The organism is Enterobacter sp. RHBSTW-00975 (assembly GCF_013615235.1).
In the GTDB taxonomy this organism is placed as follows: domain Bacteria; phylum Pseudomonadota; class Gammaproteobacteria; order Enterobacterales; family Enterobacteriaceae; genus Enterobacter; species Enterobacter ludwigii.
The window spans coordinates 296213-319871 of the sequence record NZ_CP055883.1 but is presented as its reverse complement, the minus strand read 5'-3'; the positions used below and the strand labels follow the sequence as shown (position 1 = coordinate 319871).

Below are 23659 nucleotides of genomic sequence, written 5' to 3'. Positions count from 1 at the left end.
TCGCCCGCAGAGAAAACGACGAATCAACCAGGGCAGTTGTATCTACAGAGGGGCAACCTTATGTCGCATCAGCAAATTATTCAGACACTTATTGAATGGATTGATGAACATATCGACCAACCGTTGAACATTGATGTGGTCGCTAAAAAATCCGGCTATTCGAAATGGTATTTACAGAGAATGTTCCGTACCGTTATGCACCAGACGCTGGGTGAGTACATTCGTCAGCGCAGACTGCTGCTGGCGGCGCAGGCCTTACGCTCAACGCAGCGGCCCATTTTTGATATCGCGATGGATCTGGGATATGTGTCGCAACAAACCTTTTCCCGCGTGTTTCGCCGCGAGTTTGACCGCACACCGAGCGACTATCGCCACCAGTTGAATTAATGGCTCTCAATGCAAAGGTTGCTGCTGCCAGGTCATAAACTCCTGGGGCGGCATCGCTTTCGCGAAGTGCCATCCCTGACAGAACTGAACGCCACGCTTCAACAACCAGCTCACCTGCTCTGCCGTTTCCACCCCTTCCGCAATGGTTTTAAGCCGCAGGCTTTGTGCCATCTCAATAATATGCTCGGCGATAAGGTGGCTGGTGCTGTTGGTTGTTAGGGTGTCGATAAAGGATTTGTCGATTTTCAGAATATCGACATTCAGCGAATAAAGGTTGTGCAGGTTAGAGTAACCCGTTCCAAAATCATCAATCGCCACTTCGTAACCCGCCTGACGGAACGCCTGAATAACCGGAGTGGTTTTAGGGACATCAATAAAACCGCGCTCCGTGACTTCGATTTTAATTTGCTGCGCACGCACGGCGTAGTGTCGGGCCTTGTCCGAAATCATGGCGATCAGCCGTGAAGAGTGGAAATCCGTGGCCGACAGGTTAATCGAAATATAGAGATGCGGATGTGTTGCCAGGAATGTGCCCAGATCGCTGAATACCTCTTCGACAACATAATCCGTAATTCGCTCGCTCATGCCCTCTTTTTCCGCCAGCGGAATAAATTCAGCCGGGCTCATGACCGGTCCGTTAAAGCCAGGCCAGCGTAATAACGCCTCGGCTCCCACGCACTGGTTGTTCTTGATATCAATAATCGGCTGATAGTGGACACAAAGCTGGCGTTTATTGAGCGCTCGCTGCAGTAACCGCCCGGGAGAATTAAGTTCACGATGGGTGCGAGACCACACCAGCAAAATAATTATGCTGCAGATCATCCCCAGCGGTAGCGTCAACGTCGCCTGGTGATAAAGCATTTCATAAAAACGTTTATTCGACGTCGACACGATAGCGGCAATAGGCCGTTTTGGGGATTTGACGACCGTATAAAAACGGTTATCTTTTTGAAATACCGATTCCTTATCCCGAATCATCGAACTTAATAAAGTAACATTCGCGCGCTGACTGACGGAAAAGAATGCATTCGTTACCGTGTCGTATACCCCCCACGAAAGGGAATGATCTGTCGACATTACTTCGCTGTAGGAAAGCGGATTGACCACCACAACATAATTTCCGCGCTGCATATATGTCATTTTATAGCCAGTGAAAAATGGCGTATCGCGATAATAATAGATAGCAACGTCAGGTTTACGTGTGTAATTAGCAGTGGATATCAGATAAGGATTGGCGGGTGTAAAAACGGTCGAACAAAGAAAATTCTGACCTTCAGCATAAATTAAATCCGCAACAAACAGACGACCGCGAACAACGTTCAACATATATTGACGATGTTCTGGTGTACAACGTTCACCCTGATATTTTTCAGCCTCGTCGCGGGCCAGATCAACCTGTTGAATTACCAGCTCTGTTTTGTCTAACGCCAGTTCAGCAAAGGTGCGTAGCTGAGCGCTTGTTTCCGACACGGCTCTTATCTGGGCAAACCATAGCGCAAGCATCACCGGCAGCATAACTACCATGATGATCCCTACCACCCTGAGCATCTTGCGCCGCGCGCTACGATTCATTTCCCGCCCTATATCCCTGCATGTTGTACGCCTGTAGTAATGAAGGCCGGATGCTTTGTTTAACAGGTGATTACGTTGCATGAATCATGCGAAGTTAGCAACTGACTTTTAGTATTAAAAATCTTAATTTTCGTTATGACGATAATATTTTCCCGTAAGCTAAACTGTAAGTATTCGTTCCGTTTCAATTAAGGAAAATAATTATCCAGCGGGTACGGGAGATTTGAAGATAACACAACAGAGGATCGTTGATTAAGCCAAACTTCTGGCAGTGTGAAAAAACAACAACGGCAACATGACATTTTATGCTATTTACTCGCGCGTATTTTGTTTTTTGATTTATAAATAATCAGCAGCCACCACCGTTTTCCCCCGACCCGTACGCTTGGCGTCATATAATGCTTTATCGGCACGCATCAGTAATCCTGAAGTATCGCGTTGGCCCTGGCAGACCTCCACCGCCCCGGCGCTGAATGACAGCACCAGCTTTTTCTCTCCCACCACGAGCGGGTTGGTTTTGAGGGCAGTACGTAGCCTCGCAGAAAAAAGTGCGCCCGCGTTGCCGTCGGTTCGCGCCAGCAGGAGTAAAAACTCCTCGCCGCCCACACGGCCAAGCGCAGCGTTCTCGGGGCTTAACTCACGGATAGCCTGGCAAAAGTGGATAAGCGCCCGATCGCCCACCTGATGCCCCCACCGATCGTTGATCTGTTTGAAAAAATCCAGGTCAAACATGAGCACGCAAAAATGGCTGTCAGCATCCTGCCTGGCATTTGCCGCCAGCGCGGATTCCAGCTGCTGTAAAATGGTTGAACGGTTAAAACACCCGGTAAGATCGTCCGTGGTCGCTTTCACTTCCAGCTGCTGTTCGGCTTTTTTACGTTCGGTAATATCAAGCCCGATATTCAGGACTGAGCTGTCCGGCAGCAGAATGTTTGACCACAAAACCGTCAACGGCGTACCGTCTTTACGCAGTGGATGCCACTCGTACATATCCTTTAGCGGCGAGACATTTACCGACTCCCTGACCCGTCGCCGCTCTTCCGGGTCGGGGTAAAACAGTGAGAGCGGATCGGCATGGGCGCTGATCTCCGCCATTGTCCAGCCAAACACTTTTTCACACTCAGCATTCCACAGCACGCAGCGGTTAAATTTATCGAATGAGTTCATTAAAACAGGCGCTCGTTCAAACAGGGTTTTATATTGGGTCACCACACGCTGCATTTCCTGCGCTGTTTTTTCACGAACGATAATTTCTGAAAAATAGTCTTTTAATTTTTCGACCAGCACCGCAACAATACTTTTCAGGATGGCCAGAGAATATAACGGCTCAGCAAACGCCAGAAAGAAATAGCCGCTGCCTTGTCCGTTATGGGTTGAAAGCTTGCATAACACCCCGCTTTGCAATTGCAAATAGCCAGGATGATGAGCGGAGAATAATGCGCGGCCGATATTCTCTTTCCAGTAGACGACCCGCCACGCACGGTGATGCTTCTCCAGCAGGGTACCGGCAAGAAAATCGGCCACCTCAAATGAGTGACAGGTCACTTCACCGGCACAGACCACGCGCTGCAGCCCGTCAGTATCAACGCTAATCCAGGCCAGGCTTGCCCCGAAGGCCCGGTTGATCGTCTCAAGCATCTCGCCCAGCGAACAATGGGCGTGAAGCTGGGGCATCAGATCTGCCAGCGCATGCAACGCCTGCAGGCTGTCATTAACAATCTCACGTCGTTTTTCTTTCATTTTTTTCGCAGATTATTAAGCGTTAAACCGGACGCAACTTTCTTCAGATTCAAAAATCGGCGAGCCAGAGCAGGATGCTGAATATCAGCACAGCTGGAGTGCGAGACGTTGTGTGTAATTAAAAACGTACAAAGAGAAAAAAACCAATAAAATTCAAAAACCTGAATTATAGAATGCGAGTAAATTTATTTATCCACTCAAGCATAATCCAAAGGGTTGTTGCTGTAAACGTTCTACAGCACACCTCAATTTGCAGAGGATTTGTTATCTCAATGAATTTATTACCTGGAAGCGATAAAAGGGGGTCATTAGCGTGCAAAGATATATTTTCCCCTCAATCCTCGTGCGACGCCTGGCTGTGATAATTCCTGCTTTTTTCACCCGTCTGAGGCTGGCGAATAAATCAACAAATGTGATATAGTTCACACATATTGTGTAACGAGAAACACTGTTTCATTCAGTTCGTCTGCTTTGTTGAGGATGGGTTTTATGGCAACCATTACTACCAGCATGGTTCTCCTGCGCTGGCCTTTGTTAAGTGCGGTGCTGATGTTCCTGGCCAGCACGCTAAATATTCAGTTTCGTAAATCTGACTATGCTGGCCTTGCTGTCATCAGCACCCTGTTGGGGTTGGGCGCAGCATGCTGGTTCGCAACGGGCCTGCTTGGCATCACCCTGCTGGATCTCGCTGCCGTCTGGGAAAATATTAAAGTGGTCATGGTGGAAGCCATGAGCCATACCCCGCCAGACTGGCCGATGGTGATTACCTGATCCCTGAGATGAATAAAAAAACCCAGACCGAGGTCTGGGTTTTTTGTTTTAAACAGTCGGATATCAGAACGGAATATCGTCGTCGAAGTCCATTGGGGGTTCGTTAGACGGTGCTGGCGCGGACTGCTGCTGTGGGCGAGACTGCGCGCCACCGCTGAACTGGTTGCCGCCCTGTGGCTGCTGAGGCTGACCCCAACCGCCCTGCTGCTGCTGACCGCCACCTGCTGGTGCGCCACCGCCCTGACGGCCACCGAGCATCTGCATGGTGCCACCCACGTTGACCACAACTTCCGTGGTGTACTTCTCAGCGCCGGCTTGATCGGTCCATTTGCGGGTACGCAGCTGGCCTTCAATATAAACCTGAGAACCTTTACGCAGATACTCACCAGCCACTTCCGCCAGTTTGCCAAACAGCACAACGCGGTGCCATTCGGTCTGCTCTTTCATCTCACCGGTCGCTTTATCACGCCAGGATTCGGAAGTAGCCAGCGTAATGTTGGCAACTGCGCCACCACTCGGCATGTAGCGTACTTCCGGGTCCTGGCCCAGATTACCGACGAGAATCACCTTGTTTACGCCTCTGCTGGCCATGTTCGTGTCTCCTGAATACGTTTCTTAATAGTGTAAACGCGCGAGTGTACCATTTCCACGCTGCAATTTGCATAGTTGCGTAGTCGGTTCCGAAATCTCTCGCGAACTCGACATTGTTACACAGTGAATCAGAAAATGCATTCCAATACTGTATATTCAAACAGGTCATTTTGTGTCATAATTAGCCGTTTCTGACAGCCGTTTGTCCTTCAAACAAACCAGGCAATCCGTGTTCCAACCGGGAAAGGTGAATGGATAAGATCGAAGTTCGGGGCGCCCGCACCCACAATCTCAAGAATATCAACCTCATAATCCCTCGCGACAAACTCATCGTCGTGACCGGGCTTTCGGGGTCTGGCAAATCCTCACTGGCTTTCGACACTTTATATGCCGAAGGACAGCGTCGTTACGTGGAGTCACTCTCTGCATACGCACGTCAGTTCCTGTCACTGATGGAAAAACCGGATGTAGACCATATTGAAGGGTTATCACCTGCTATCTCCATTGAGCAGAAATCCACCTCGCATAACCCGCGTTCAACGGTTGGTACGATTACCGAAATTCATGACTACCTGCGTCTGCTGTATGCACGCGTGGGTGAGCCGCGCTGCCCGGATCACGACGTCCCGCTGGCCGCGCAGACCGTAAGCCAGATGGTGGATAACGTGCTGTCGCAGCCGGAAGGTAAACGCCTGATGCTGCTGGCGCCCATCATTAAAGAGCGTAAGGGCGAGCACACCAAAACGCTGGAGAACCTGGCAAGCCAGGGCTATATCCGCGCCCGTATCGACGGCGAAGTGTGTGACCTGTCGGATCCGCCTAAGCTGGAGCTGCAGAAAAAGCACACCATCGAAGTGGTGATTGACCGTTTCAAAGTCCGTGACGATCTGGCGACCCGCCTGGCCGAATCCTTCGAAACCGCGCTGGAACTCTCTGGCGGTACGGCCGTGGTCTCCGATATGGACAACCCGAAAGCGGAAGAGCTGCTCTTCTCCGCCAACTTTGCCTGTCCGATTTGTGGTTACAGCATGCGCGAGCTGGAGCCGCGTCTGTTCTCGTTCAACAACCCGGCGGGCGCCTGTCCGACGTGTGACGGACTGGGCGTACAGCAATATTTTGACCCGGACCGCGTGATCCAAAACCCGGAGCTGTCGCTGGCTGGCGGTGCGATCCGCGGATGGGATCGCCGCAACTTCTACTATTTCCAGATGCTGAAGTCGCTGGCAGAGCACTATAAATTCGACGTCGAAGCCCCGTGGGCCAGCCTGAACCCGAACGTGCACAAAGTGGTGCTGTTCGGTTCCGGCAAAGAGAACATCGAGTTCAAGTACATGAACGATCGCGGTGATACCTCCGTGCGCCGTCACCCGTTTGAAGGGGTGCTGCACAATATGGAGCGCCGCTACAAAGAGACCGAATCCAGCGCGGTTCGCGAGGAGCTGGCGAAGTTTATCAGCAACCGTTCCTGTGCGACCTGTGAAGGTACGCGTCTGCGCCGTGAAGCTCGCCATGTGTTTGTTGAAAACACGGCGCTGCCGACCATCTCAGACATGAGCATCGGTCACGCGATGGACTTCTTCAACAACCTGAAGCTCTCCGGCCAGCGCGCGAAAATCGCGGAAAAAGTCCTGAAAGAGATCGGCGATCGTCTGAAGTTCCTGGTGAACGTCGGCCTGAATTACCTGACGCTTTCCCGCTCCGCAGAGACCCTCTCCGGTGGCGAAGCTCAGCGTATCCGCCTCGCGAGCCAGATTGGCGCAGGCCTCGTCGGCGTGATGTATGTGCTGGATGAACCCTCAATCGGCCTGCACCAGCGTGACAACGAGCGTCTGCTCGGCACGCTTGTCCACCTGCGTAATCTCGGTAACACGGTGATTGTGGTTGAGCATGATGAAGACGCGATCCGCGCCGCTGACCACGTTATCGATATCGGCCCGGGCGCTGGCGTACACGGCGGTCAGGTGGTCGCGGAAGGAACGTTGAAAGATATTATGGCGGTGCCGGAGTCATTGACCGGCCAGTACATGAGCGGCAAGCGCAAGATTGAAGTGCCGAAACAGCGTGTACCGGCGAACCCGGAAAAAGTGCTGAAGCTGACCGGCGCCCGCGGCAATAACCTGAAAGATGTGACGCTGACGCTGCCGGTTGGGCTGTTTACCTGTATCACCGGCGTATCCGGTTCCGGTAAGTCGACGCTGATCAACGATACGCTGTTCCCGATTGCGCAGACGCAGCTGAACGGCGCGACGCTGGCCGAACCGGCGCCGTACCGTGACATCCAGGGGCTGGAGCATTTCGATAAAGTGATCGATATCGATCAGAGTCCAATCGGGCGGACTCCGCGTTCCAACCCTGCCACCTATACGGGCGTGTTCACACCCGTACGTGAACTGTTTGCAGGTGTGCCGGAAGCGCGTTCACGCGGGTATACGCCAGGACGTTTCAGCTTTAACGTGCGCGGCGGACGCTGTGAAGCGTGCCAGGGCGACGGGGTTATCAAGGTTGAGATGCACTTCCTGCCGGATATTTACGTGCCGTGCGACCAGTGCAAAGGCAAACGCTATAACCGCGAAACGCTGGAGATTAAGTACAAAGGCAAAACCATCCACGAAGTGCTGGATATGACCATCGAAGAGGCGCGTGAGTTCTTTGACGCGGTTCCTGCGCTGGCGCGTAAGCTGCAGACGCTGATGGATGTGGGCCTGACCTATATTCGTCTGGGGCAGTCTGCCACCACGCTGTCTGGCGGTGAAGCACAGCGCGTGAAGCTGGCGCGTGAGCTCTCCAAACGCGGTACCGGCCAGACGCTGTACATTCTCGATGAGCCGACCACCGGTCTGCACTTTGCCGATATCCAGCAGCTGCTTGATGTTCTGCATCAGCTTCGCGATCAGGGCAACACGATTGTGGTCATTGAACACAACCTGGACGTGATTAAAACCGCGGACTGGATTGTCGATCTCGGCCCGGAAGGCGGCAGCGGCGGCGGTGAAATCCTCGTCTCCGGTACGCCAGAGACCGTTGCAGAGTGCGAAGCCTCGCACACCGCGCGCTTCCTCAAACCGTTGCTGTAATTGTCACACGGAGAGTTGCTGTCGGGTCGCTTCCGGCAGCAGCTCTACCGCCTGCTGATAAGACGCGTCCACCAGATAGTAAATTTGCGAACCCGGCAGTGAACCGTCGAGATAAACGGTGCTCCAGTGCGCTTTGTTGAGATGCTTGCTTGGCCGGACGTCATGGTGCTGCTGGCGTAACAGCTCCGCCAGTTCCGGGCTGGTTTTCAGTGACGCCGCCGGGCGACCCTCAACCTCTTTCACCATCGCAAACAGAATATCCCCCACTTTAATCTGCGTGGCTTTCCAGTCGCTGTGAACGCTTTGCTCAGCGCCAGGTTTACTCATGCAGTACTGAAGTAGCTCCGAAATTGTCATCTTTATTCCCCTTGTAGCGTTGCGATAATTTTACGCGAACCACCGTGAATACGATGTTCTCCCAGCCAGATCCCTTGCCACGTTCCCAGCAGTAACCGACCATTGTGCACCGGCAGCATCAGCGATACGCCCAGCAGAGAGGATTTGATATGCGACGGCATGTCATCTGCTCCCTCATAGTCATGTTCATAAGGGGCGTTGTCCGGAACGGTTTTGAGAAAATGCTGCTCCATGTCAGACCGGACGGTGGGATCGCAATTTTCATTAAGCGTGAGAGAGGCTGACGTGTGCTGAAGCAGCAGATGCAGTAACCCCGTCCTGATGCGCGAGAGGTCGCGAATTTGCCCAATGACTTCATCAGTCACCAGATGAAATCCACGAGGTTTCGCGCTTAAGGTCAGGGTCTGTTGATACCACATGTGCTGCTCCGTTATGAAAGATGAATCTTTCTAAGTGTGCAGCAAGAAAGCGAAAGGTAAAACCCACAGCGGCGAGATTTGATTAAAAAAGAGGCAGCCTCGCCGCCCGGCGGTTAATACTCAGAATTAACAATTACTTCTTCGCCAAACTTTCCGGCCATTGGCAACGGTCGATACGTAGAGTTTGAGGCGCGTAACACCCTGATCCCTCTGGCTCCGACGTCATGCGCGGCGGTGATATCGTTATCTGAATCGCCATAGAAGACTTTGATGTTCTTCTGTTCCAGCCATTGGGTTTTGGTGTTTTGGCCGGGTTTGTCGCCGGCAAAAATAACCGGATTCATGCTGGAAGCCGGGATCTGAAAATCATCCTGCAGCGTTTTAGAGACGGTTTCGGTTTTGGTCTGGCTGCGTCCGGTCACAAAGTAAATGCTGTCACCGCGTTTAACGTGCATGGCGATAAGCGCGCGCGCCACCTCTTTAGGAATGCTGAACTCGTCCCAGCCGTTATTCATCTTTTCCCAGAACTCGGGGTTCTTCAGATACGCTTCGCTGTCCGGTGAGTAGGTTTTTTTGCCCCGCCAGAATCCCGGGCTGGAAAACAGGACCGTATCGTCGATATCAAAGCCTACAGCCATTGGAGGGCGCCCTAACAGGCTATTTTCGATTTGGGCTACGGATACCCAGTGAACAGGTGCTTGCTCGGCAAGCATGGCGGCTGTTGTGCCGGTGTAAAGTGGCGTCGGTGCGGAAGCGCGCGCCACGACGGCACTATTTAGCGAGAATAATAAGCAGGCGGCGCTGAGCGCCAGTGTGATCTTGCGCATGTTTTCCCCTGAATATTCAGTTTGTTATCGTTTTATTTTGAGTGAATGGTCAAAAAACTATCCGACCATAACCCCGGGGGGAGATGAAGGGAAGGAGTTTTTACTTATGAAGCTGAATAAAAAGAAGAAGATCACAAAGCGCGGATGGGGTCTGAAAGCCCGGTAGACGCAGCGCCACCGGGCAAGATTTTTGTGCGTCCTGATGCTCTCATTCGGCCCTCTCCCGCAGGGAGAGAGCGATGATAGTGAGTGCTTACATCACTGCAGCAAACGCCTGCGCAACACGATGAACGTTGCTGGCATTAAGCCCCGCCACGCACATACGGCCGCTGGAAATCAGGTAGACGCCGAACTCTTCACGCAGGCGATCGACCTGAGCCGCGCTGAGGCCGGTGTAGCTGAACATCCCGCGCTGCTTAAGCAGATAGTCAAAATTATGCCCTGGGACGGCCTCTTTCAGCACGTCGACCAGCTCCTGACGCATTGTCAGGATGCGCTTGCGCATAGATTCCACTTCAGCGAGCCACGACGCTTTCAGCCGATCGTCACCCAGTACCGTGGCGACTACCTGCGCACCAAAGTTTGGCGGGCTGGAGTAAATGCGGCGCACGGTCGCCTTCAGCTGACCGAGCACTCGCCCGGCCGCTTCAGCGTCCTCACAGACCACTGACAGGCCGCCGACGCGCTCACCATACAGGGAGAAGATTTTTGAGAACGAGTTGCTGACCAGCGCAGGCAGTCCGGCGCTGGCAACGGCGCGGATAGCGTAGGCATCTTCTTCCATGCCCGCGCCAAAGCCCTGATAGGCGATGTCGAGGAAAGGGATCAGGTTACGCGTCTTCAGCACGTCGATTACCGCATCCCACTGGGCATTAGTCAGGTCTGCACCGGTCGGGTTATGGCAGCACGGATGCAGCAGAACAATACTGCGCTCCGGCAGCGTATTCAGTTTTTCCAGCAGCGCGTCAAAACGCACGCCATTGGTTTCGCTGTCAAACCACGGATAGGTCTGCACCGTAAAGCCCGCGCCCTCAAAAATCGCCACGTGGTTTTCCCACGTCGGGTCACTGACCCACACGCCAGAATCCGGGAAGTATTTTTTCAGAAAGTCAGCGCCAACTTTTAATGCGCCCGAGCCACCCAGCGTCTGGATGGTCGCCACCCGTTTTTGTGTCAGCACGGCGTGATCGGCACCAAACAGCAGCGGCGCAATGGTGTTGCGGTAGCTGTTTAACCCTTCCATTGGCAGATAGAGCGAGGCCCCGTGCGGGACGGCGTTAAGACGCGCTTCCGCTTCTGCCACGGCTTGCAGCTGAGGAATAATGCCCTCCTCGTTGTAATACAAACCAATACTGAGGTTAACTTTGTCGCTGCGAGGATCTTCTTTGAAACGCTCCATTAAGGAGAGAATGGGGTCGCCGGCATAGGCGTCAACTTTCTGAAACACGCGATGATTCTCCGGAATTCGATGAGGCAGGGATTTCAACAATAAACCGGATATGACAGAAGATCGAGAGCGATATCAGATCCGTTCCTGCAGATGTCGTCGAATCTGTTCGATGCGTTCAGCGAGCGAACCAGAAACAGGCAGATAGGGGATATTTCTGTCTGTTAACGCGCGGATGTACCATGCCTGCTGTCGCTGGCGGAATGCAGCCCCCTGACGGGTACCATCCTGAACAAAAGGAAACTCATCGCCACAGAGCACCACCAGAGAATATGCGCGCCCGGCTAATTCCTCTAGCTCGCGTGGCGCGCTGCCAAACTGGTCGAGCATATAAAACAGCGTGGTTAAGGGCGAGGTATCGCAAACCAGGAAGGGAGCCGTGCTGGCCATCGCTTCACGACGCACCTGCTCGCGGGCAATATGCAGCAGATCGTCGCATCCCAGCACGCCATTCTTCTCTTCCCAGTATTCTCGGCCAAACTCGGCGACAAACGGGGCGTTGAGCGTCGTCGCCAGCGCGCGGGAAAGCGTGCTTTTCCCTGTCGATTCGCCCCCCAATAAACAAATCCGAAAGACAAAGCTACGGTAGACCTCCGGGGACATCATCGTGCGGTAGCGATGGACATCGGAACGTATCAGGGTTCCCGAGGGCGCCTCAGGCCCCTTCGGACGCTGGAGGCGGACATGGGTAACCTGCTTGCCAAAACGCTGGCTTAACACCGCCGCAAATCCGTCGCCGTAGTCTTCGGCGGTAAATACGGCCTGTGGCTGGCAGTGAAGTATTTTTTCACACAGCGTTGCCACGTAATGCCGGTGAAGATCGGCATCCGCATCATTATGCGGAAGTGGTTCAAGCGCATGGGTCGCGATGACCTCCGGTGTCAGCACAAGGTGATGACATTGCGGGAAGCGCGCGCTTAACCAGTGAAGGCGCTTGTCGGGGTCATAACCCGGGATTTCCGGACGCGAATAACTGATGATATAGACCGTCTCACACTGGGCCAGCGCAGCATTTATCAGCGCTTCATGCCCCACGTGTAATGGCGCAAATTTGCCCACAACCAGACCGTCGCGATAAGGCTTCACTGGGTGCGAATCTCCTTACGCCACTGATATAAACCGTGCCAGGCATTAAACCAAAACACCAGATATAAACCCGCGGTCAAATGCAGATCTCTCATCGCATATAACGGTACCGCCAGCGTGTTTACAGCCAGCCAGACGTACCAGTTCTCCAGGCGTCGCCCCATTAACATAAACTGTGCAAGCACGCTAAATGTCAAAATAACGGAGTCCACCCAGGGGGCCCAGGCGTTAGTGTAGCGATGCAAGATCAGGCCATAACCCGCGGCCACCAGCAGGGCGCAGGCGAGCAGGATGAAGAAATGTCTGGGCGGGGTACGCCGAACGGGCAATACCTCCCCGCGATGACCTTTGAGCCAGTGCACCCAGCCGGTGATGCTGGTGATGATGAAAAAGAGCTGCAGGGTAACGTCAGCGTAAAGCTGAACCGAATAAAAGACCCAGCCATAAAGCCCACTGCCGATGATGCCTATCCACCACGTGTGAATACTGTTTCTGGCAGCCAGCCAGACCGAGAGGGCATAAGCCAGACAAGCGGCCATTTCGGATGGTGACATTACCCCTCCCTGGAAAGGTCTGTTAATCGATGTACTTCATCGCAACCCTTGATGTCAGGCGCGTGATAAGTTCGTAAGCACTCACTTTTGTGATTTCAGCGATGCGTTCAACAGGCAAACCCTCACCCCACATCACCACGTCATCACCCGGTTTGTCCTGGGCATCTGGCCCGAGGTCAATACAGATCATGTCCATCGCCACGCGGCCCACGATGTTCGCTTCACGGCCATTGACCAGTACCGGCGTGCCAGACGGCGCGGCGCGGGGATAACCGTCGCCATAGCCCATCGCCACCACGCCAAGGCGTGTGTCGCGCTCGCTGGTCCACGTTCCGCCGTAGCCCACGGGCTCACCCGCTTTGTGATCGCGCACGGCAATCAGGTTAGACACAAGGGACATCACCGGCTGGAAACCAAAATCCGGCCCCCAGGGTCTGTTCTCCAGCGGAGAGACGCCGTAAAGAATAATGCCTGGACGCGCCCAGTCGAAGTGCGACTGCGGCCACAGCAAAATACCGCCAGACGCGGCAATGGAGCGCATTCCTGGCTTGCCTTCGCAGAAAGTATTAAAAATATCCAGCTGCTGCTCGGTCGCGCCACACTCGGGCTCATCGGCACGGGCAAAGTGGCTCACGATATTCACCGGCTGACGGACGTTTTTGCACTGACACAGACGCTGATAAAACGCGTCCGCCTTTTCCGGGCGCACGCCCAGACGGTGCATGCCGGTATCGAGCTTCATCCAGACGGTGACAGGCTCACTCAGCTCGGCGGTTTCCAGCGCCGCGAGTTGTTCTTCGTTATGTACCGCGGTGTGCAGATGCTGGTCAGCAATGGTCGGCAGATCTGCCGCTTCAAAAAAGCCTTCCAGCAGCAAAATCGGTTGAGTGATCCCACCCGCGCGCAGGCGGATGGCTTCTTCAAGACGGGCGACGCCAAAGGCGTCGGCATCGGGGAGCGTTCGCGCGGTCTCAATAAGACCGTGTCCGTAAGCGTTCGCTTTCACGACTGCAACGAGTTTACTGGCGGGGGCCAGTTCACGCAGACGTTGCAGGTTGTGTCGCAGAGCGCGGCGGTTAATGACTACAGTTGCCGCTTGCATTTGAATTCCTTAGAAATTACTCATCATCATATTGAGGACCGGCGTAGTTGTCGAAACGCGACCACTGTCCGTTAAAGGTCAGACGTACCGTACCGATAGGGCCATTACGTTGTTTACCAATAATAATTTCGGCGATCCCTTTCAGGTCGCTGTTCTCGTGATAAACCTCATCACGGTAGATGAACATGATTAAGTCGGCATCCTGCTCGATGGAGCCCGATTCACGCAGGTCGGAGTTGACCGGGCGCTTATCAGCACGTTGTTCCAGGGAGCGGTTAAGCTGCGACAGCGCCACCACGGGCACATGCAACTCTTTGGCTAACGCCTTGAGCGAGCGGGAAATCTCTGCGATTTCCAGCGTACGGTTGTCGGACAGCGACGGCACACGCATCAGCTGAAGGTAGTCAATCATGATAAGGCCAATGCCGCCATGTTCACGGGCGATACGGCGCGCACGGGAGCGCACTTCCGTCGGCGTCAGGCCGGAGGAGTCATCGATATAAATATTCCGTTTTTCCAGCAGGATACCCATGGTGCCGGAGATACGCGCCCAGTCCTCATCGTCGAGCTGGCCGGTACGGATACGGGTCTGATCCACGCGCGACAGCGACGCCAGAGAACGCATCATGATCTGTTCTGATGGCATCTCAAGACTGAAGATAAGAACCGGCTTGTCCTGCAACATCGCCGCATTTTCGACGAGGTTCATCGCAAATGTCGTTTTACCCATGGAGGGACGCGCCGCGACGATAATCAAATCCGACGGCTGCAGACCCGCGGTTTTCTTATTGAGATCGTCATAGCCGGTGTTCACGCCGGTGACACCGTCGTGCGGCTGCTGGAACAGTTGTTCAATACGCGCGACGGTAGCATCAAGCACATCAGCGATATTTTTCGGGCCTTCGTCTTTATTTGCCCGGCTTTCCGCGATTTTAAAGACGCGGGACTCGGCGAGATCAAGCAGGTCTTCGCTGGTACGCCCCTGCGGATCAAAACCGGCTTCGGCGATCTCATTCGCCACCGAGATCATCTCACGAACAACTGCACGTTCGCGCACAATATCGGCATAAGCGCTGATGTTCGCCGCACTTGGCGTGTTTTTTGACAGTTCCGCCAGGTAAGCAAACCCACCCACGCTGTCCAGTTGCCCCTGACGCTCCAGCGATTCCGCGAGCGTGATAAGGTCAATCGGGCTGCCCGACTCCTGCAGACGTGCCATTTCGGTAAAGATATGACGGTGCGGACGGGTATAGAAATCCTCGGACACCACGCGCTCGGCGACGTCGTCCCAGCGTTCGTTATCCAGCATTAAACCGCCCAACACCGACTGTTCCGCTTCAATCGAGTGCGGCGGGACTTTTAATCCTGCGACCTGGAAATCACGCTCGCGAGGTTCAGTCTGTTTGTTGAAGGGTTTGTTTCCTGCCATAGTGAATGGAGTTACCGAGATAAAGAGTGGGTCGAAAGATTACCATATTTTTCTGACGGAGGGAGCATGGCAACGCGCATTGAATTCCAGAAACATGGTGGGCCAGAAGTGTTAAACGCGGTGGAGTTTACCCTCGCAGCGCCTGGTGAAAACGAAGTTCAGGTTGAAAACAAAGCCATCGGCATTAACTACATCGACACCTATATTCGCGGCGGTCTCTATCCGCCTCCCTCCATGCCAAGCGGACTGGGAACGGAAGCGGCAGGCGTCGTGCTCAAAGTGGGCAGTGCCGTTAAGCATATTAAAGAGGGCGATCGCGTGGTGTACGCGCAATCCGCGCTGGGTGCCTACAGTTCCGTGCACAACGTGCCGGCCGATAAAGCCGCCCTTCTGCCAAATGCCATCTCGTTTGAACAAGCGGCCGCCTCATTCCTGAAAGGGCTCACGGTCTATTATCTGCTGCGCAAAACCTATGAGATCAAACCTGACGAGCAGTTCCTGTTTCATGCCGCGGCGGGCGGCGTGGGGCTGATCGCCTGTCAGTGGGCCAAAGCGCTCGGTGCAAAACTTATCGGCACGGTGGGCAGCGCGCAAAAAGCCCAGCGCGCGCTTCAGGCTGGCGCCTGGCAGGTGATTAACTACCGTGAAGAGAGCATTGCTGAGCGCCTCAAAGAGATAACCAACGGCAAAAAGGTGCGCGTGGTTTATGACTCGGTGGGTAAAGATACCTGGGAGGCGTCGCTGGATTGTCTGCAGCGTCGCGGGCTGATGGTGAGCTTCGGCAACGCCTCGGGCGCTGTGACCGGCATTAATCTTGGCATTCTCAACCAGAAAGGGTCGCTGTATGTGACTCGCCCTTCCCTGCAGGGGTATATCACTAACCGGGAAGAGCTGATCGAGGCCAGCAACGAGCTCTTTTCGCTGATCGCCAGCGGCGTGATTAAAGTGGATGTGGCGGAGGCGCAGAAATACGCGCTAACCGATGCCAGGCGTGCACATGAGGTGCTGGAGAGCAGAGCGACACAGGGTTCAAGTCTGTTAATTCCCTGACCCCTAAAAAGAAATTGGGCTTCCCGTGGGAAGCCCTTTCTTTTTTTTAGTTCGGCTGTATGTAGGGTACAGCTCGATGAATTCTTTAGCGGCAGTCATAGTGACAGATTCGATAAGTAAATCCTATTCTGTTCTAAGCAATGCTGCCGGAAAAGTTGCAGGTATGTGACGAACACCTCAATACCTTAGTAACGAAAACGGTTATTGCGCTGATAAGTGGGCAGTTTTGGTGATTTAATCGCCCGTATCACCCACACCACGGCAATGGCCAGCAGCAGCCACGGCAGGAGCTTCAGCGTCAGGGCAAATAATCCCCCGATAAACATGACCACCGTCGCCACGACGATAGCCGCCAGAATCCCGAGCAGGGAAATCCCCGTCATCATCAGCATGACAAAAAAGCCAATCACAAAAAGTAGTTCTAACATGGTGCTCTCCCACGCGTTCCCGAATGATACCGCGATCACTACAAGAATCATGCCAACCATAACCCGCTGTTCTTAAAGCAAAACGCCCCGCACGGGTGTGCGAGGCGTGGTGAATTTGACGATCTTTTAGCGAAAATTATCGCTTATCAGCGACAAGACGTAGCGCGTGTTCCAGCACCTCGATATCTGCACCGGCTTTATGCGCGTTCTCGCTAAGGTAACGACGCCACTGGCGTGCTCCCGGGATCCCCTGGAACAGGCCCAGCATATGACGGGTGATATGACCAAGATACGTCCCGTTACTCAGCTCACGCTCAATGTAGGAATACATGGCGCGTACCACGGCCACCGGGTCGGTATCTGCGCCTTCAACGCCAAAGATTTCCCTGTCGACCGTCGCCAGAATGCCTGGATTTTGATACGCCTCGCGCCCGACCATTACGCCATCCATATGCTCCAGGTGTGTTTTGGCCTCTTCCAGCGATTTAATGCCGCCGTTGATCGACATCGTGAGCTGCGGGAAGTCACGTTTTAGCTGGTACACGCGCGGGTAGTCCAGCGGCGGGATTTCACGGTTCTCTTTCGGGCTAAGTCCTGAGAGCCAGGCTTTACGCGCATGGATGATAAACATCTCGCACTCGCCTTTGCCGGAGACCGTATTGATAAAATCGCAGAGAAATTCGTAGCTGTCCTGGTCGTCAATGCCGATACGGGTCTTGACCGTCACCGGAATGGAAACCACATCGCGCATCGCCTTGATGCAGTCTGCCACCAGCGATGCATTGCCCATCAGACACGCGCCGAACATGCCGTTCTGCACACGATCAGACGGACAGCCAACGTTAAGGTTAATCTCGTCATAGCCGCGCGCTTCTGCAAGCTTCGCACACTGCGCCAGCGCAGCGGGATCGCTACCGCCAAGCTGCAGCGCAACCGGATGCTCTTCTTCGCTGTAGGCCAGATAGTCGCCCTTTCCGTGAATAATTGCTCCGGTGGTCACCATTTCGGTGTACAGCAGCGTATGGCGGGAGAGCTGACGCAGGAAGTAGCGACAGTGTCTGTCCGTCCAGTCGAGCATCGGCGCAATGGAGAAACGGTGTGCAGGGAAAGCAGTCTGTAATTCTGACGACATGGCGAAGTTTTAAGCATCTGGTGAAAAGGGGGCGCTACTATAGCACAAAGAAAAGCCGGAGGCGCAGCGCCTCCGGTGCACTTTAGAAGGTCATGCTCAGCTGGGCGCCTGCGCCCCAGGTCTCGTCTTCACCGTACAGGCCCATCAGGTCGACATGGACCGTGTTAAACGGTGCAAAACCGACACCGCCAGTAAAGACATTGCTGTCGTTACCTTTCATGTCAGCACGGAAACCCGCACGCACCGCCAGCCAGTTCAGCGGCGTCACTTCGGCGCCTACGCCAACATACTGAGAAGTGTCTTCGCTTTTGAAGCCTTTGGTTTCCGTCAGATCGCCATCGGCGGTTAACGTCACCAGATCGTTATGCCAGGCGGCACCCGCGGTAACCAGAGGGCGGATCTGGTAGGTGTCTTTATAGCTCACCACCTCACCCGTGCGCCCGTTGCGGATGCGAATGTCTTTGGTGTCGATATCGCGTGACATCAGGTTTTGTCCGCTCACGCCGACCGTCCAGTGCTCACCAAAATCGGCCGCGATACCGGCATCAACGTTAAAGCCGGTGTCGTCAGTACGGTAGCGGCTGTCATTCCACTTGTTGCTGTCATAATCGTAAATGGAGGTGGTGTAGTTATAGACCCAGGTCTTTTGCAGTTTTGGAGTGACGCCAACAGACACCGGAACACCGCCAAGCTCGAACTGACGCGCCACCGCGATACCATAGTCGGAGACAATTGCCGCCCGGCCAGACGCCGTTGAGTTGAGGTTTTTCGTGATTTGATCGGTGCCGTTCAGCGCAGCGTCCAGTGCAACGCCGGCAGCCACCGCATCGCTGCGTTGAATACCGCGCAGGTAATCAATATCTTGCTGATCAATAGAAGAACTGACGCGTCCGTGGGCATAGCCTTTAGCCATAAAGGCCACGGAAAGGACATCGTTAGGAATACTGACGGCTATCCCCGCACCCGCCGTGGCGCGTGCCGTTTTGCCCTTAAGATAGTCCAGCTCATCGGCGAGATCTTTCGCCGCGCCCTGGAACTGGTTGATGGAACCTAACGGGTTGGTAATGATTTCAATCGGTGTAAGGTTATCAACCACGTCTTTGTAATGGTTGATTTTATCATTGATGGTATCAATCTCATCCTGAAGATTGTCTTCATCGGTCACCTGCACGCCAGCGGACGGTAAAATGACCGTCACATCGTCGTCCGGTTTCGCCTTCGCCAGTAGCGCAGGGTTGATTAACGCCCCGCTGCCATAGTTTCCGGCCGCGACACCCGTGCCCCCCATGGCGTCGCTACGTGATTCTGTCCAGGTATTGGCTGCTCCCGCCTGATTTGCCATAAACAAGGAGACAGCGATGCTAACCACCGAAAATTTAAAATGTTTTTTCACAGTATGCTCGTCTTATAGTCTGTTATTAAATAACCCCTGTCTGTTATCTCCCAAACAGGAACGAACTATTGCTGTGAATAAGTGCAAAAAGACCCGCTATTTCCTTAAGTTAAATTCCCGCCAGGCCTGTTGTTATTTGTGACGGCCCTCAATATTTATAGAAGAGGAAATTATTTTTTCCCAGGTTTTCCATCGTGCGGTCCGAAAAACTGAGGAGGGTGGTCTACCCAGCGATCGTCGCGCGTGGCGGCGTACTCCGGATTAAGCGGATAATAGATACGGTTATGCTTCTTGTTGGCCTCACCCACCACCAGGAGCCGTACCTCTTCGCCGGTGTTGTTGATGAAGGTATGACAGACCCCGGTTCCGGCGGGAAAGCCCACGCTGTCGCCAGGTTCAAGTTTCCATAAATATCCGTTAATCCAGGCTTCAGGGTAGCCTTCAAGCACGTAGATAAACTCTTCTTCGTCGCTTTCAGCATGTGGATAAGAGGTCCGTCGGCCTGGCGGTAAACGCTCATGGTGTATGCCAATGCGTCCAAGGCCGAGCTTACGCGCCAGCGGTGCGCCAATGGAAAAACGTTCACTACTGTCGGGATAGGTTGAGTCATCTGCGCCTTCTATGTCGCGCCAGTGTCGAATACAGTCAGGTCTTTTCATCGTTTATTCCCCGGATTGCGTTGCGTCAGGTATAGCACAGCCTGGCGGATCTCGGTGTTTTTAGCAGAACATGATAAAGTGGGGGTTTTCCAGCCTATAACATCCGGGGTGCTAAATGGATAAGTCCACAAAAGAGCTGTTAGCGCAGGCAGAAAAGCTGTGCGTGCAACGCAATGTGCGCCTGACTCCGCAGCGCCTTGAAGTATTACGTTTGATGAGCCTGCAGCAGGGCGCGATCAGCGCGTACGATCTGCTTGATCTGCTGCGCGAAAGCGAGCCACAGGCTAAACCGCCAACGGTGTACCGCGCGCTGGATTTCCTGCTGGAACAGGGCTTTGTGCATAAAGTTGAATCGACAAACAGCTATGTGCTGTGCCATCTGTTCGATCAGCCAACCCATACGTCGGCCATGTTTATCTGCGATCGCTGCGGCAGCGTGAAGGAAGAAGGTGCGGAAGGCGTTGAAGATATTATGCATACGCTGGCAGCCAAAATGGGCTTTGCGTTGCGTCATAACGTGATTGAAGCGCACGGCCTGTGCTCAGCCTGCGTAGAGGTAGAAGCCTGTCGACACCAGGATGAGTGCCAGCACGACCATTCGGTACTGGTGAAGAAAAAGCCGCGTTAACGGCAAAAGAAAAGGCGGCCCGAAGCCGCCCTCAGGGGGAGTAAAGGATTACCAGCGATAATCGTTACGGGTTTCCCAGTCTTTCACTTCGTTTTCAGCACGATCTTTCTCGTAGCCGTAACGTTCCTGAATTTTACCCACCAGCTGATCGCGTTTACCTTCGATGATGGTCATATCATCATCCGTCAGCTTACCCCACTGTTCTTTCGCTTTACCTTTGAACTGCTTCCAGTTGCCGCCGATTTCGTCTTTATTCATAATCGTGTCCTCGTGTTAAGCGTCTGTAAGTTTCGTCCGCTTCGTTCTTTTCTGCTGGACGTGATTATTATTGTAGTTAAGGATCCGGCAGTTGTTTTTATATTCGGAATCTTTAACCGTCACGATATATCGTGGCGGGAAGGCAACCAGGTGTTATTTCGCCAGTGACGATGCCAGATAAAGGCCAGCGACAGGCCACGTAACGCGAGGAAAACCGCCAGAGCCAGCCACAAACCGTGGTTGCCCAGATACGGCAGCGTCAGCAACGTCAGACCAAATCCCGCCGCAGCGACCGCCATGCTATTGCGCATCTCCGCACCTCGCGTCGCGCCAATAAACATGCCGTCCAGCAGATAACACCACACGCCCACCACCGGTAAGATTGCCTGCCAGAAGAGATAGTGACTCGCCAGTTCGCGCAGCGATGGGAGGGAGGTGAGTAAAGCAACGATCTGTTCACCCAGACAGGCGTAAATGAGTGCAAACACCAGCGCCACCAGGCCTGACTGACGACAGGCGGCCCGCCACACCTCGCGGAGCTGGCCGCTTTCGCGTGCGCCATACGCTTGCCCGGAATGGGCTTCAACGGCATAGGCAAAGCCATCCAGCGCATACGCGGTAAAGGTGAGCAGCGTCATCAGGACCGCATTAACCGCGACGATCTCCGGCCCAAGTCGCGCCCCAAAGACCGTCAGCGCGCCAAAGCAGAGCTGAAGCAGTAATGAGCGCAGCATAATGTCGCGGTTAAGCGCCAGCAGCGTGCGGATATTACCGCGCCACGCGGTTTTGAGCATCGCAAGCGAGATACCGCGCAGGGCCAGCACGCGCCAGACCATCCACAGGCCGATGAAAAAGGTACCGTATTCTGCAATTGCCGTCGCCAGCGCGGCGCCCTGCACGTTCATATGCAGACCCATCACCAGCCAGACATCAAGCACGATGTTGAGAAGATTGCCTGCCACCAGCAGAATGACTGGCGCACGGGCATACTGCACGCCGAGTAACCAGCCAAGCAGAACCAGGTTCGCCAGTGATGCAGGCGCGCTGAGCCAGCGAATTTCAAGGAAGCGCCGCGCCTGCTCAAGTACCGCCTCGCTACCGCCAACGACATGCAGCGCCAGATCAATCAGTGGCGTGCGCAACACCACGATCAGCGCACCCGCGCCCAGGGCAAGGATCAAGGGTTGTACCAGCGCTCGCGCCAGACGCAACGGATCTTTTGCGCCGTACGCCTGAGCCGTAAGCCCGGTGGTACTCATACGCAAAAAGAGCAGCAGCATAAAAAGGAAGCTGGTTGCCGTCGCGCCGATCGCGACGCCGCCCAGATAAACGGGGGAATCCAGATGACCAATAACAGCCGTGTCTACCAGTCCCAGCAGAGGGACGGTGATATTGGAAAAAATCATTGGCAGTGCAAGACGCCACAATGCCTTATCTGATGTCGTCAGCAGTGACATGAAAAATACCGGCAGTGGAGATTGAATCAGGCTACGGCAGGTCCGTAGCCTGTTATGACATGATTACAGCCATTCACCGTTGCGGATAACCCCAACAGCCAGCCCTTCAATAGAGAAGTTATGTTCGCGGAGATCCACAACAATCGGGGAGAACTCGTTGTTTTCAGGCAGTAACTGGACGGTGTTACCCTGCTTTTTCAGACGCTTAACGGTAACTTCATCGTCAATACGCGCGACCACAACTTGCCCGTTGCGCACGTCCTGGGTTTTATGAACTGCGAGCAGATCGCCGTCCAGAATACCGATATCTTTCATCGACATGCCGCTGACGCGCAGCAGGAAATCTGCGCTCGGTTTAAACATGCCCGGGTCAACCTGATAGTGACCTTCAATATGCTGTTGTGCCAGCAAAGGTTCACCTGCCGCGACACGGCCCACCAGCGGAATGCCTGTCTCTTCTTCCACCAGTAGACGGATGCCACGTGAAGCGCCCGATACAATCTCAATGACGCCTTTACGCGCCAGCGCTTTCAGGTGTTCTTCGGCAGCATTCGGAGAACGGAAACCCAGACGCTGAGCGATCTCCGCACGCGTGGGTGGCATACCCGTCTGGCCGATATGATCCCGGATGAGATCAAACACCTCTTGCTGCCTGGTCGTTAACGCTTTCATTCCGCCCCCTGGGTGTATATACAGTTATGCTGTGAGTATATACAGTCAAAGGCGATTTTGGAACCAAAAACTGCACAAAAAACCAGGGACTTAATTATTTCTCGAGGCTTATCGGAAATGTGACCAAAGCAGCGTGACCCAGGTGATGACCGCAGTGATAATCGCCAGCAATACGGCAGCAGACCCCATGTCTTTCGCCCGGCCGGAGAGCTCATGGAAATCAGAGCCGATACGGTCCACCACGGCCTCAATAGCGCTATTGAGAATTTCCACTATCATCACCAACAGCACGGAGCCGATCAACAAAACGCGGGTAATCGCATCAACATCAAGGAAACAGGCGATAATCACCGCGATGATAGCGGCGACGCCCTCCTGGCGAAACGCGGCTTCATTGACCCACGCGGCACGGAAACCTTTCCATGAATAGCCGGCGGCTTTGATGATTCGGGTTAACCCAGTGGTATTATTGGCCATTAAAAGAACCTTTTAATTAAAATAGCGTCAGTAACAGTAGGCGCAGCGTGTTTCGCTGCTGCCTGAAGTATGACGGGTAACAACAGAAATTTTGCGCGCTTTCTGTTATCCTTGCGCCGCAATTGCATTATTAACCAGAGGCTTTACAT

The 23659-nt window shown here is 53.9% G+C and carries 24 protein-coding genes; 5 read left to right on the top strand and 19 right to left on the bottom strand.

All coding sequences use genetic code 11. The annotated features are described in order from the left end of the window. Positions 1–60 precede the first annotated feature (60 nt). Entirely contained in the window at positions 61–387 is a 327-nt protein-coding gene (soxS, locus tag HV340_RS01510; RefSeq protein WP_013095071.1) for a superoxide response transcriptional regulator SoxS, read from the top strand. 6 nt (positions 388–393) lie between these two features. Here the strand turns inward: soxS and HV340_RS01505 are convergent, their stop codons facing one another. Both HV340_RS01505 and HV340_RS01500 read right to left on the bottom strand, forming a co-directional pair. Then, a complete protein-coding gene (locus tag HV340_RS01505; RefSeq protein ID WP_063925905.1) occupies positions 394–1959 on the bottom strand; it encodes an EAL domain-containing protein in 1566 nt (521 codons plus the stop codon). A 339-nt stretch (positions 1960–2298) separates the two neighbouring features. Continuing rightward, entirely contained in the window at positions 2299–3699 is a 1401-nt protein-coding gene (locus tag HV340_RS01500; protein WP_032681915.1) for a sensor domain-containing diguanylate cyclase, read from the bottom strand. A gap of 489 nt (positions 3700–4188) precedes the next feature. Between HV340_RS01500 and HV340_RS01495 the strand changes: the two genes are divergently transcribed. After that, the gene (locus HV340_RS01495; RefSeq protein ID WP_020882839.1) at positions 4189–4470 is read left to right on the top strand and encodes a YjcB family protein; all 282 of its coding nucleotides are present in this window, start codon (positions 4189–4191) and stop codon (positions 4468–4470) included. 63 nt (positions 4471–4533) lie between these two features. On the opposite strand, the gene ssb1 is transcribed toward HV340_RS01495, so the two are convergent. Further along, entirely contained in the window at positions 4534–5061 is a 528-nt protein-coding gene (gene ssb1 / locus HV340_RS01490; RefSeq protein ID WP_020882840.1) for a single-stranded DNA-binding protein SSB1, read from the bottom strand. A gap of 251 nt (positions 5062–5312) precedes the next feature. Here ssb1 and uvrA point away from each other — a divergent pair, with 251 nt between their 5' ends. Then, positions 5313–8135: an excinuclease ABC subunit UvrA gene (uvrA, locus tag HV340_RS01485; RefSeq protein WP_014168220.1), complete on the top strand. Its 2823-nt coding sequence runs from the start codon at positions 5313–5315 to the stop codon at positions 8133–8135. Positions 8136–8138: 3 nt separating this feature from the next. Here the strand turns inward: uvrA and HV340_RS01480 are convergent, their stop codons facing one another. From HV340_RS01480 to dnaB, 8 genes are all read right to left on the bottom strand, one after another. Continuing rightward, entirely contained in the window at positions 8139–8492 is a 354-nt protein-coding gene (locus HV340_RS01480) for an MmcQ/YjbR family DNA-binding protein (RefSeq protein ID WP_014168219.1), read from the bottom strand. 2 nt (positions 8493–8494) lie between these two features. Beyond that, on the bottom strand, positions 8495–8911 hold the full coding sequence (locus HV340_RS01475) for a secondary thiamine-phosphate synthase enzyme YjbQ (protein ID WP_014168218.1): 417 nt from the start codon (positions 8909–8911) through the stop codon (positions 8495–8497). 113 nt (positions 8912–9024) lie between these two features. Further along, positions 9025–9738, bottom strand: coding sequence for an acid phosphatase AphA (gene aphA, locus HV340_RS01470; RefSeq protein ID WP_014168217.1), 714 nt, complete (start codon positions 9736–9738; stop codon positions 9025–9027). Positions 9739–9991: 253 nt separating this feature from the next. Next, positions 9992–11185, bottom strand: coding sequence for an aromatic amino acid transaminase (tyrB, locus tag HV340_RS01465; RefSeq protein WP_138613135.1), 1194 nt, complete (start codon positions 11183–11185; stop codon positions 9992–9994). Between the two features lie 75 nt (positions 11186–11260). Then, complete coding sequence (locus HV340_RS01460; RefSeq protein WP_079231501.1) at positions 11261–12271, bottom strand: AAA family ATPase; 1011 nt, start codon at positions 12269–12271, stop codon at positions 11261–11263. Beyond that, positions 12268–12825 (bottom strand): nicotinamide riboside transporter PnuC, encoded by a 558-nt coding sequence (pnuC, locus tag HV340_RS01455; RefSeq protein ID WP_025206391.1) that lies wholly within the window; start codon positions 12823–12825, stop codon positions 12268–12270. The genes HV340_RS01460 and pnuC overlap by 4 nt, the downstream gene beginning before the upstream one ends. A 22-nt stretch (positions 12826–12847) precedes the next feature. After that, the gene (gene alr / locus HV340_RS01450) at positions 12848–13927 is read right to left on the bottom strand and encodes an alanine racemase (RefSeq protein WP_014168212.1); all 1080 of its coding nucleotides are present in this window, start codon (positions 13925–13927) and stop codon (positions 12848–12850) included. Positions 13928–13943: 16 nt separating this feature from the next. Continuing rightward, positions 13944–15356 carry a replicative DNA helicase gene (gene dnaB, locus HV340_RS01445; RefSeq protein ID WP_008503375.1) on the bottom strand — a complete coding sequence of 471 codons (1413 nt, stop codon included), beginning with the start codon at positions 15354–15356 and terminating at the stop codon, positions 13944–13946. Positions 15357–15422: 66 nt separating this feature from the next. On the opposite strand from dnaB, the gene HV340_RS01440 reads away from it, so the two are divergent. Further along, complete coding sequence (locus HV340_RS01440) at positions 15423–16406, top strand: quinone oxidoreductase (RefSeq protein ID WP_181216258.1); 984 nt, start codon at positions 15423–15425, stop codon at positions 16404–16406. A 185-nt stretch (positions 16407–16591) separates the two neighbouring features. Here the strand turns inward: HV340_RS01440 and pspG are convergent, their stop codons facing one another. From pspG to HV340_RS01420, 4 genes are all read right to left on the bottom strand, one after another. After that, entirely contained in the window at positions 16592–16834 is a 243-nt protein-coding gene (gene pspG / locus HV340_RS01435) for an envelope stress response protein PspG (RefSeq protein WP_020882842.1), read from the bottom strand. Between the two features lie 136 nt (positions 16835–16970). Next, positions 16971–17966: a tRNA dihydrouridine(20/20a) synthase DusA gene (dusA, locus tag HV340_RS01430; protein ID WP_181216257.1), complete on the bottom strand. Its 996-nt coding sequence runs from the start codon at positions 17964–17966 to the stop codon at positions 16971–16973. An 82-nt stretch (positions 17967–18048) separates the two neighbouring features. Next, positions 18049–19359, bottom strand: a complete 1311-nt coding sequence (gene traF, locus HV340_RS01425; RefSeq protein ID WP_014168208.1) for a conjugal transfer protein TraF — start codon at positions 19357–19359, stop codon at positions 18049–18051. 170 nt (positions 19360–19529) lie between these two features. After that, entirely contained in the window at positions 19530–20018 is a 489-nt protein-coding gene (locus tag HV340_RS01420; RefSeq protein ID WP_149377033.1) for a cupin domain-containing protein, read from the bottom strand. Between the two features lie 115 nt (positions 20019–20133). Between HV340_RS01420 and zur the strand changes: the two genes are divergently transcribed. Then, complete coding sequence (gene zur / locus HV340_RS01415; RefSeq protein WP_014168206.1) at positions 20134–20646, top strand: zinc uptake transcriptional repressor Zur; 513 nt, start codon at positions 20134–20136, stop codon at positions 20644–20646. A gap of 48 nt (positions 20647–20694) precedes the next feature. On the opposite strand, the gene HV340_RS01410 is transcribed toward zur, so the two are convergent. From HV340_RS01410 to HV340_RS01395, 4 genes are all read right to left on the bottom strand, one after another. Beyond that, positions 20695–20904 carry a CsbD family protein gene (locus HV340_RS01410; RefSeq protein ID WP_014168205.1) on the bottom strand — a complete coding sequence of 70 codons (210 nt, stop codon included), beginning with the start codon at positions 20902–20904 and terminating at the stop codon, positions 20695–20697. A 119-nt stretch (positions 20905–21023) separates the two neighbouring features. Beyond that, positions 21024–22361 carry an MATE family efflux transporter DinF gene (dinF, locus tag HV340_RS01405; RefSeq protein WP_063925901.1) on the bottom strand — a complete coding sequence of 446 codons (1338 nt, stop codon included), beginning with the start codon at positions 22359–22361 and terminating at the stop codon, positions 21024–21026. 63 nt (positions 22362–22424) lie between these two features. Beyond that, positions 22425–23033 carry a transcriptional repressor LexA gene (gene lexA / locus HV340_RS01400; protein WP_014168203.1) on the bottom strand — a complete coding sequence of 203 codons (609 nt, stop codon included), beginning with the start codon at positions 23031–23033 and terminating at the stop codon, positions 22425–22427. 108 nt (positions 23034–23141) lie between these two features. Further along, complete coding sequence (locus tag HV340_RS01395) at positions 23142–23510, bottom strand: diacylglycerol kinase (RefSeq protein WP_014168202.1); 369 nt, start codon at positions 23508–23510, stop codon at positions 23142–23144. Positions 23511–23659: the final 149 nt, after the last annotated feature.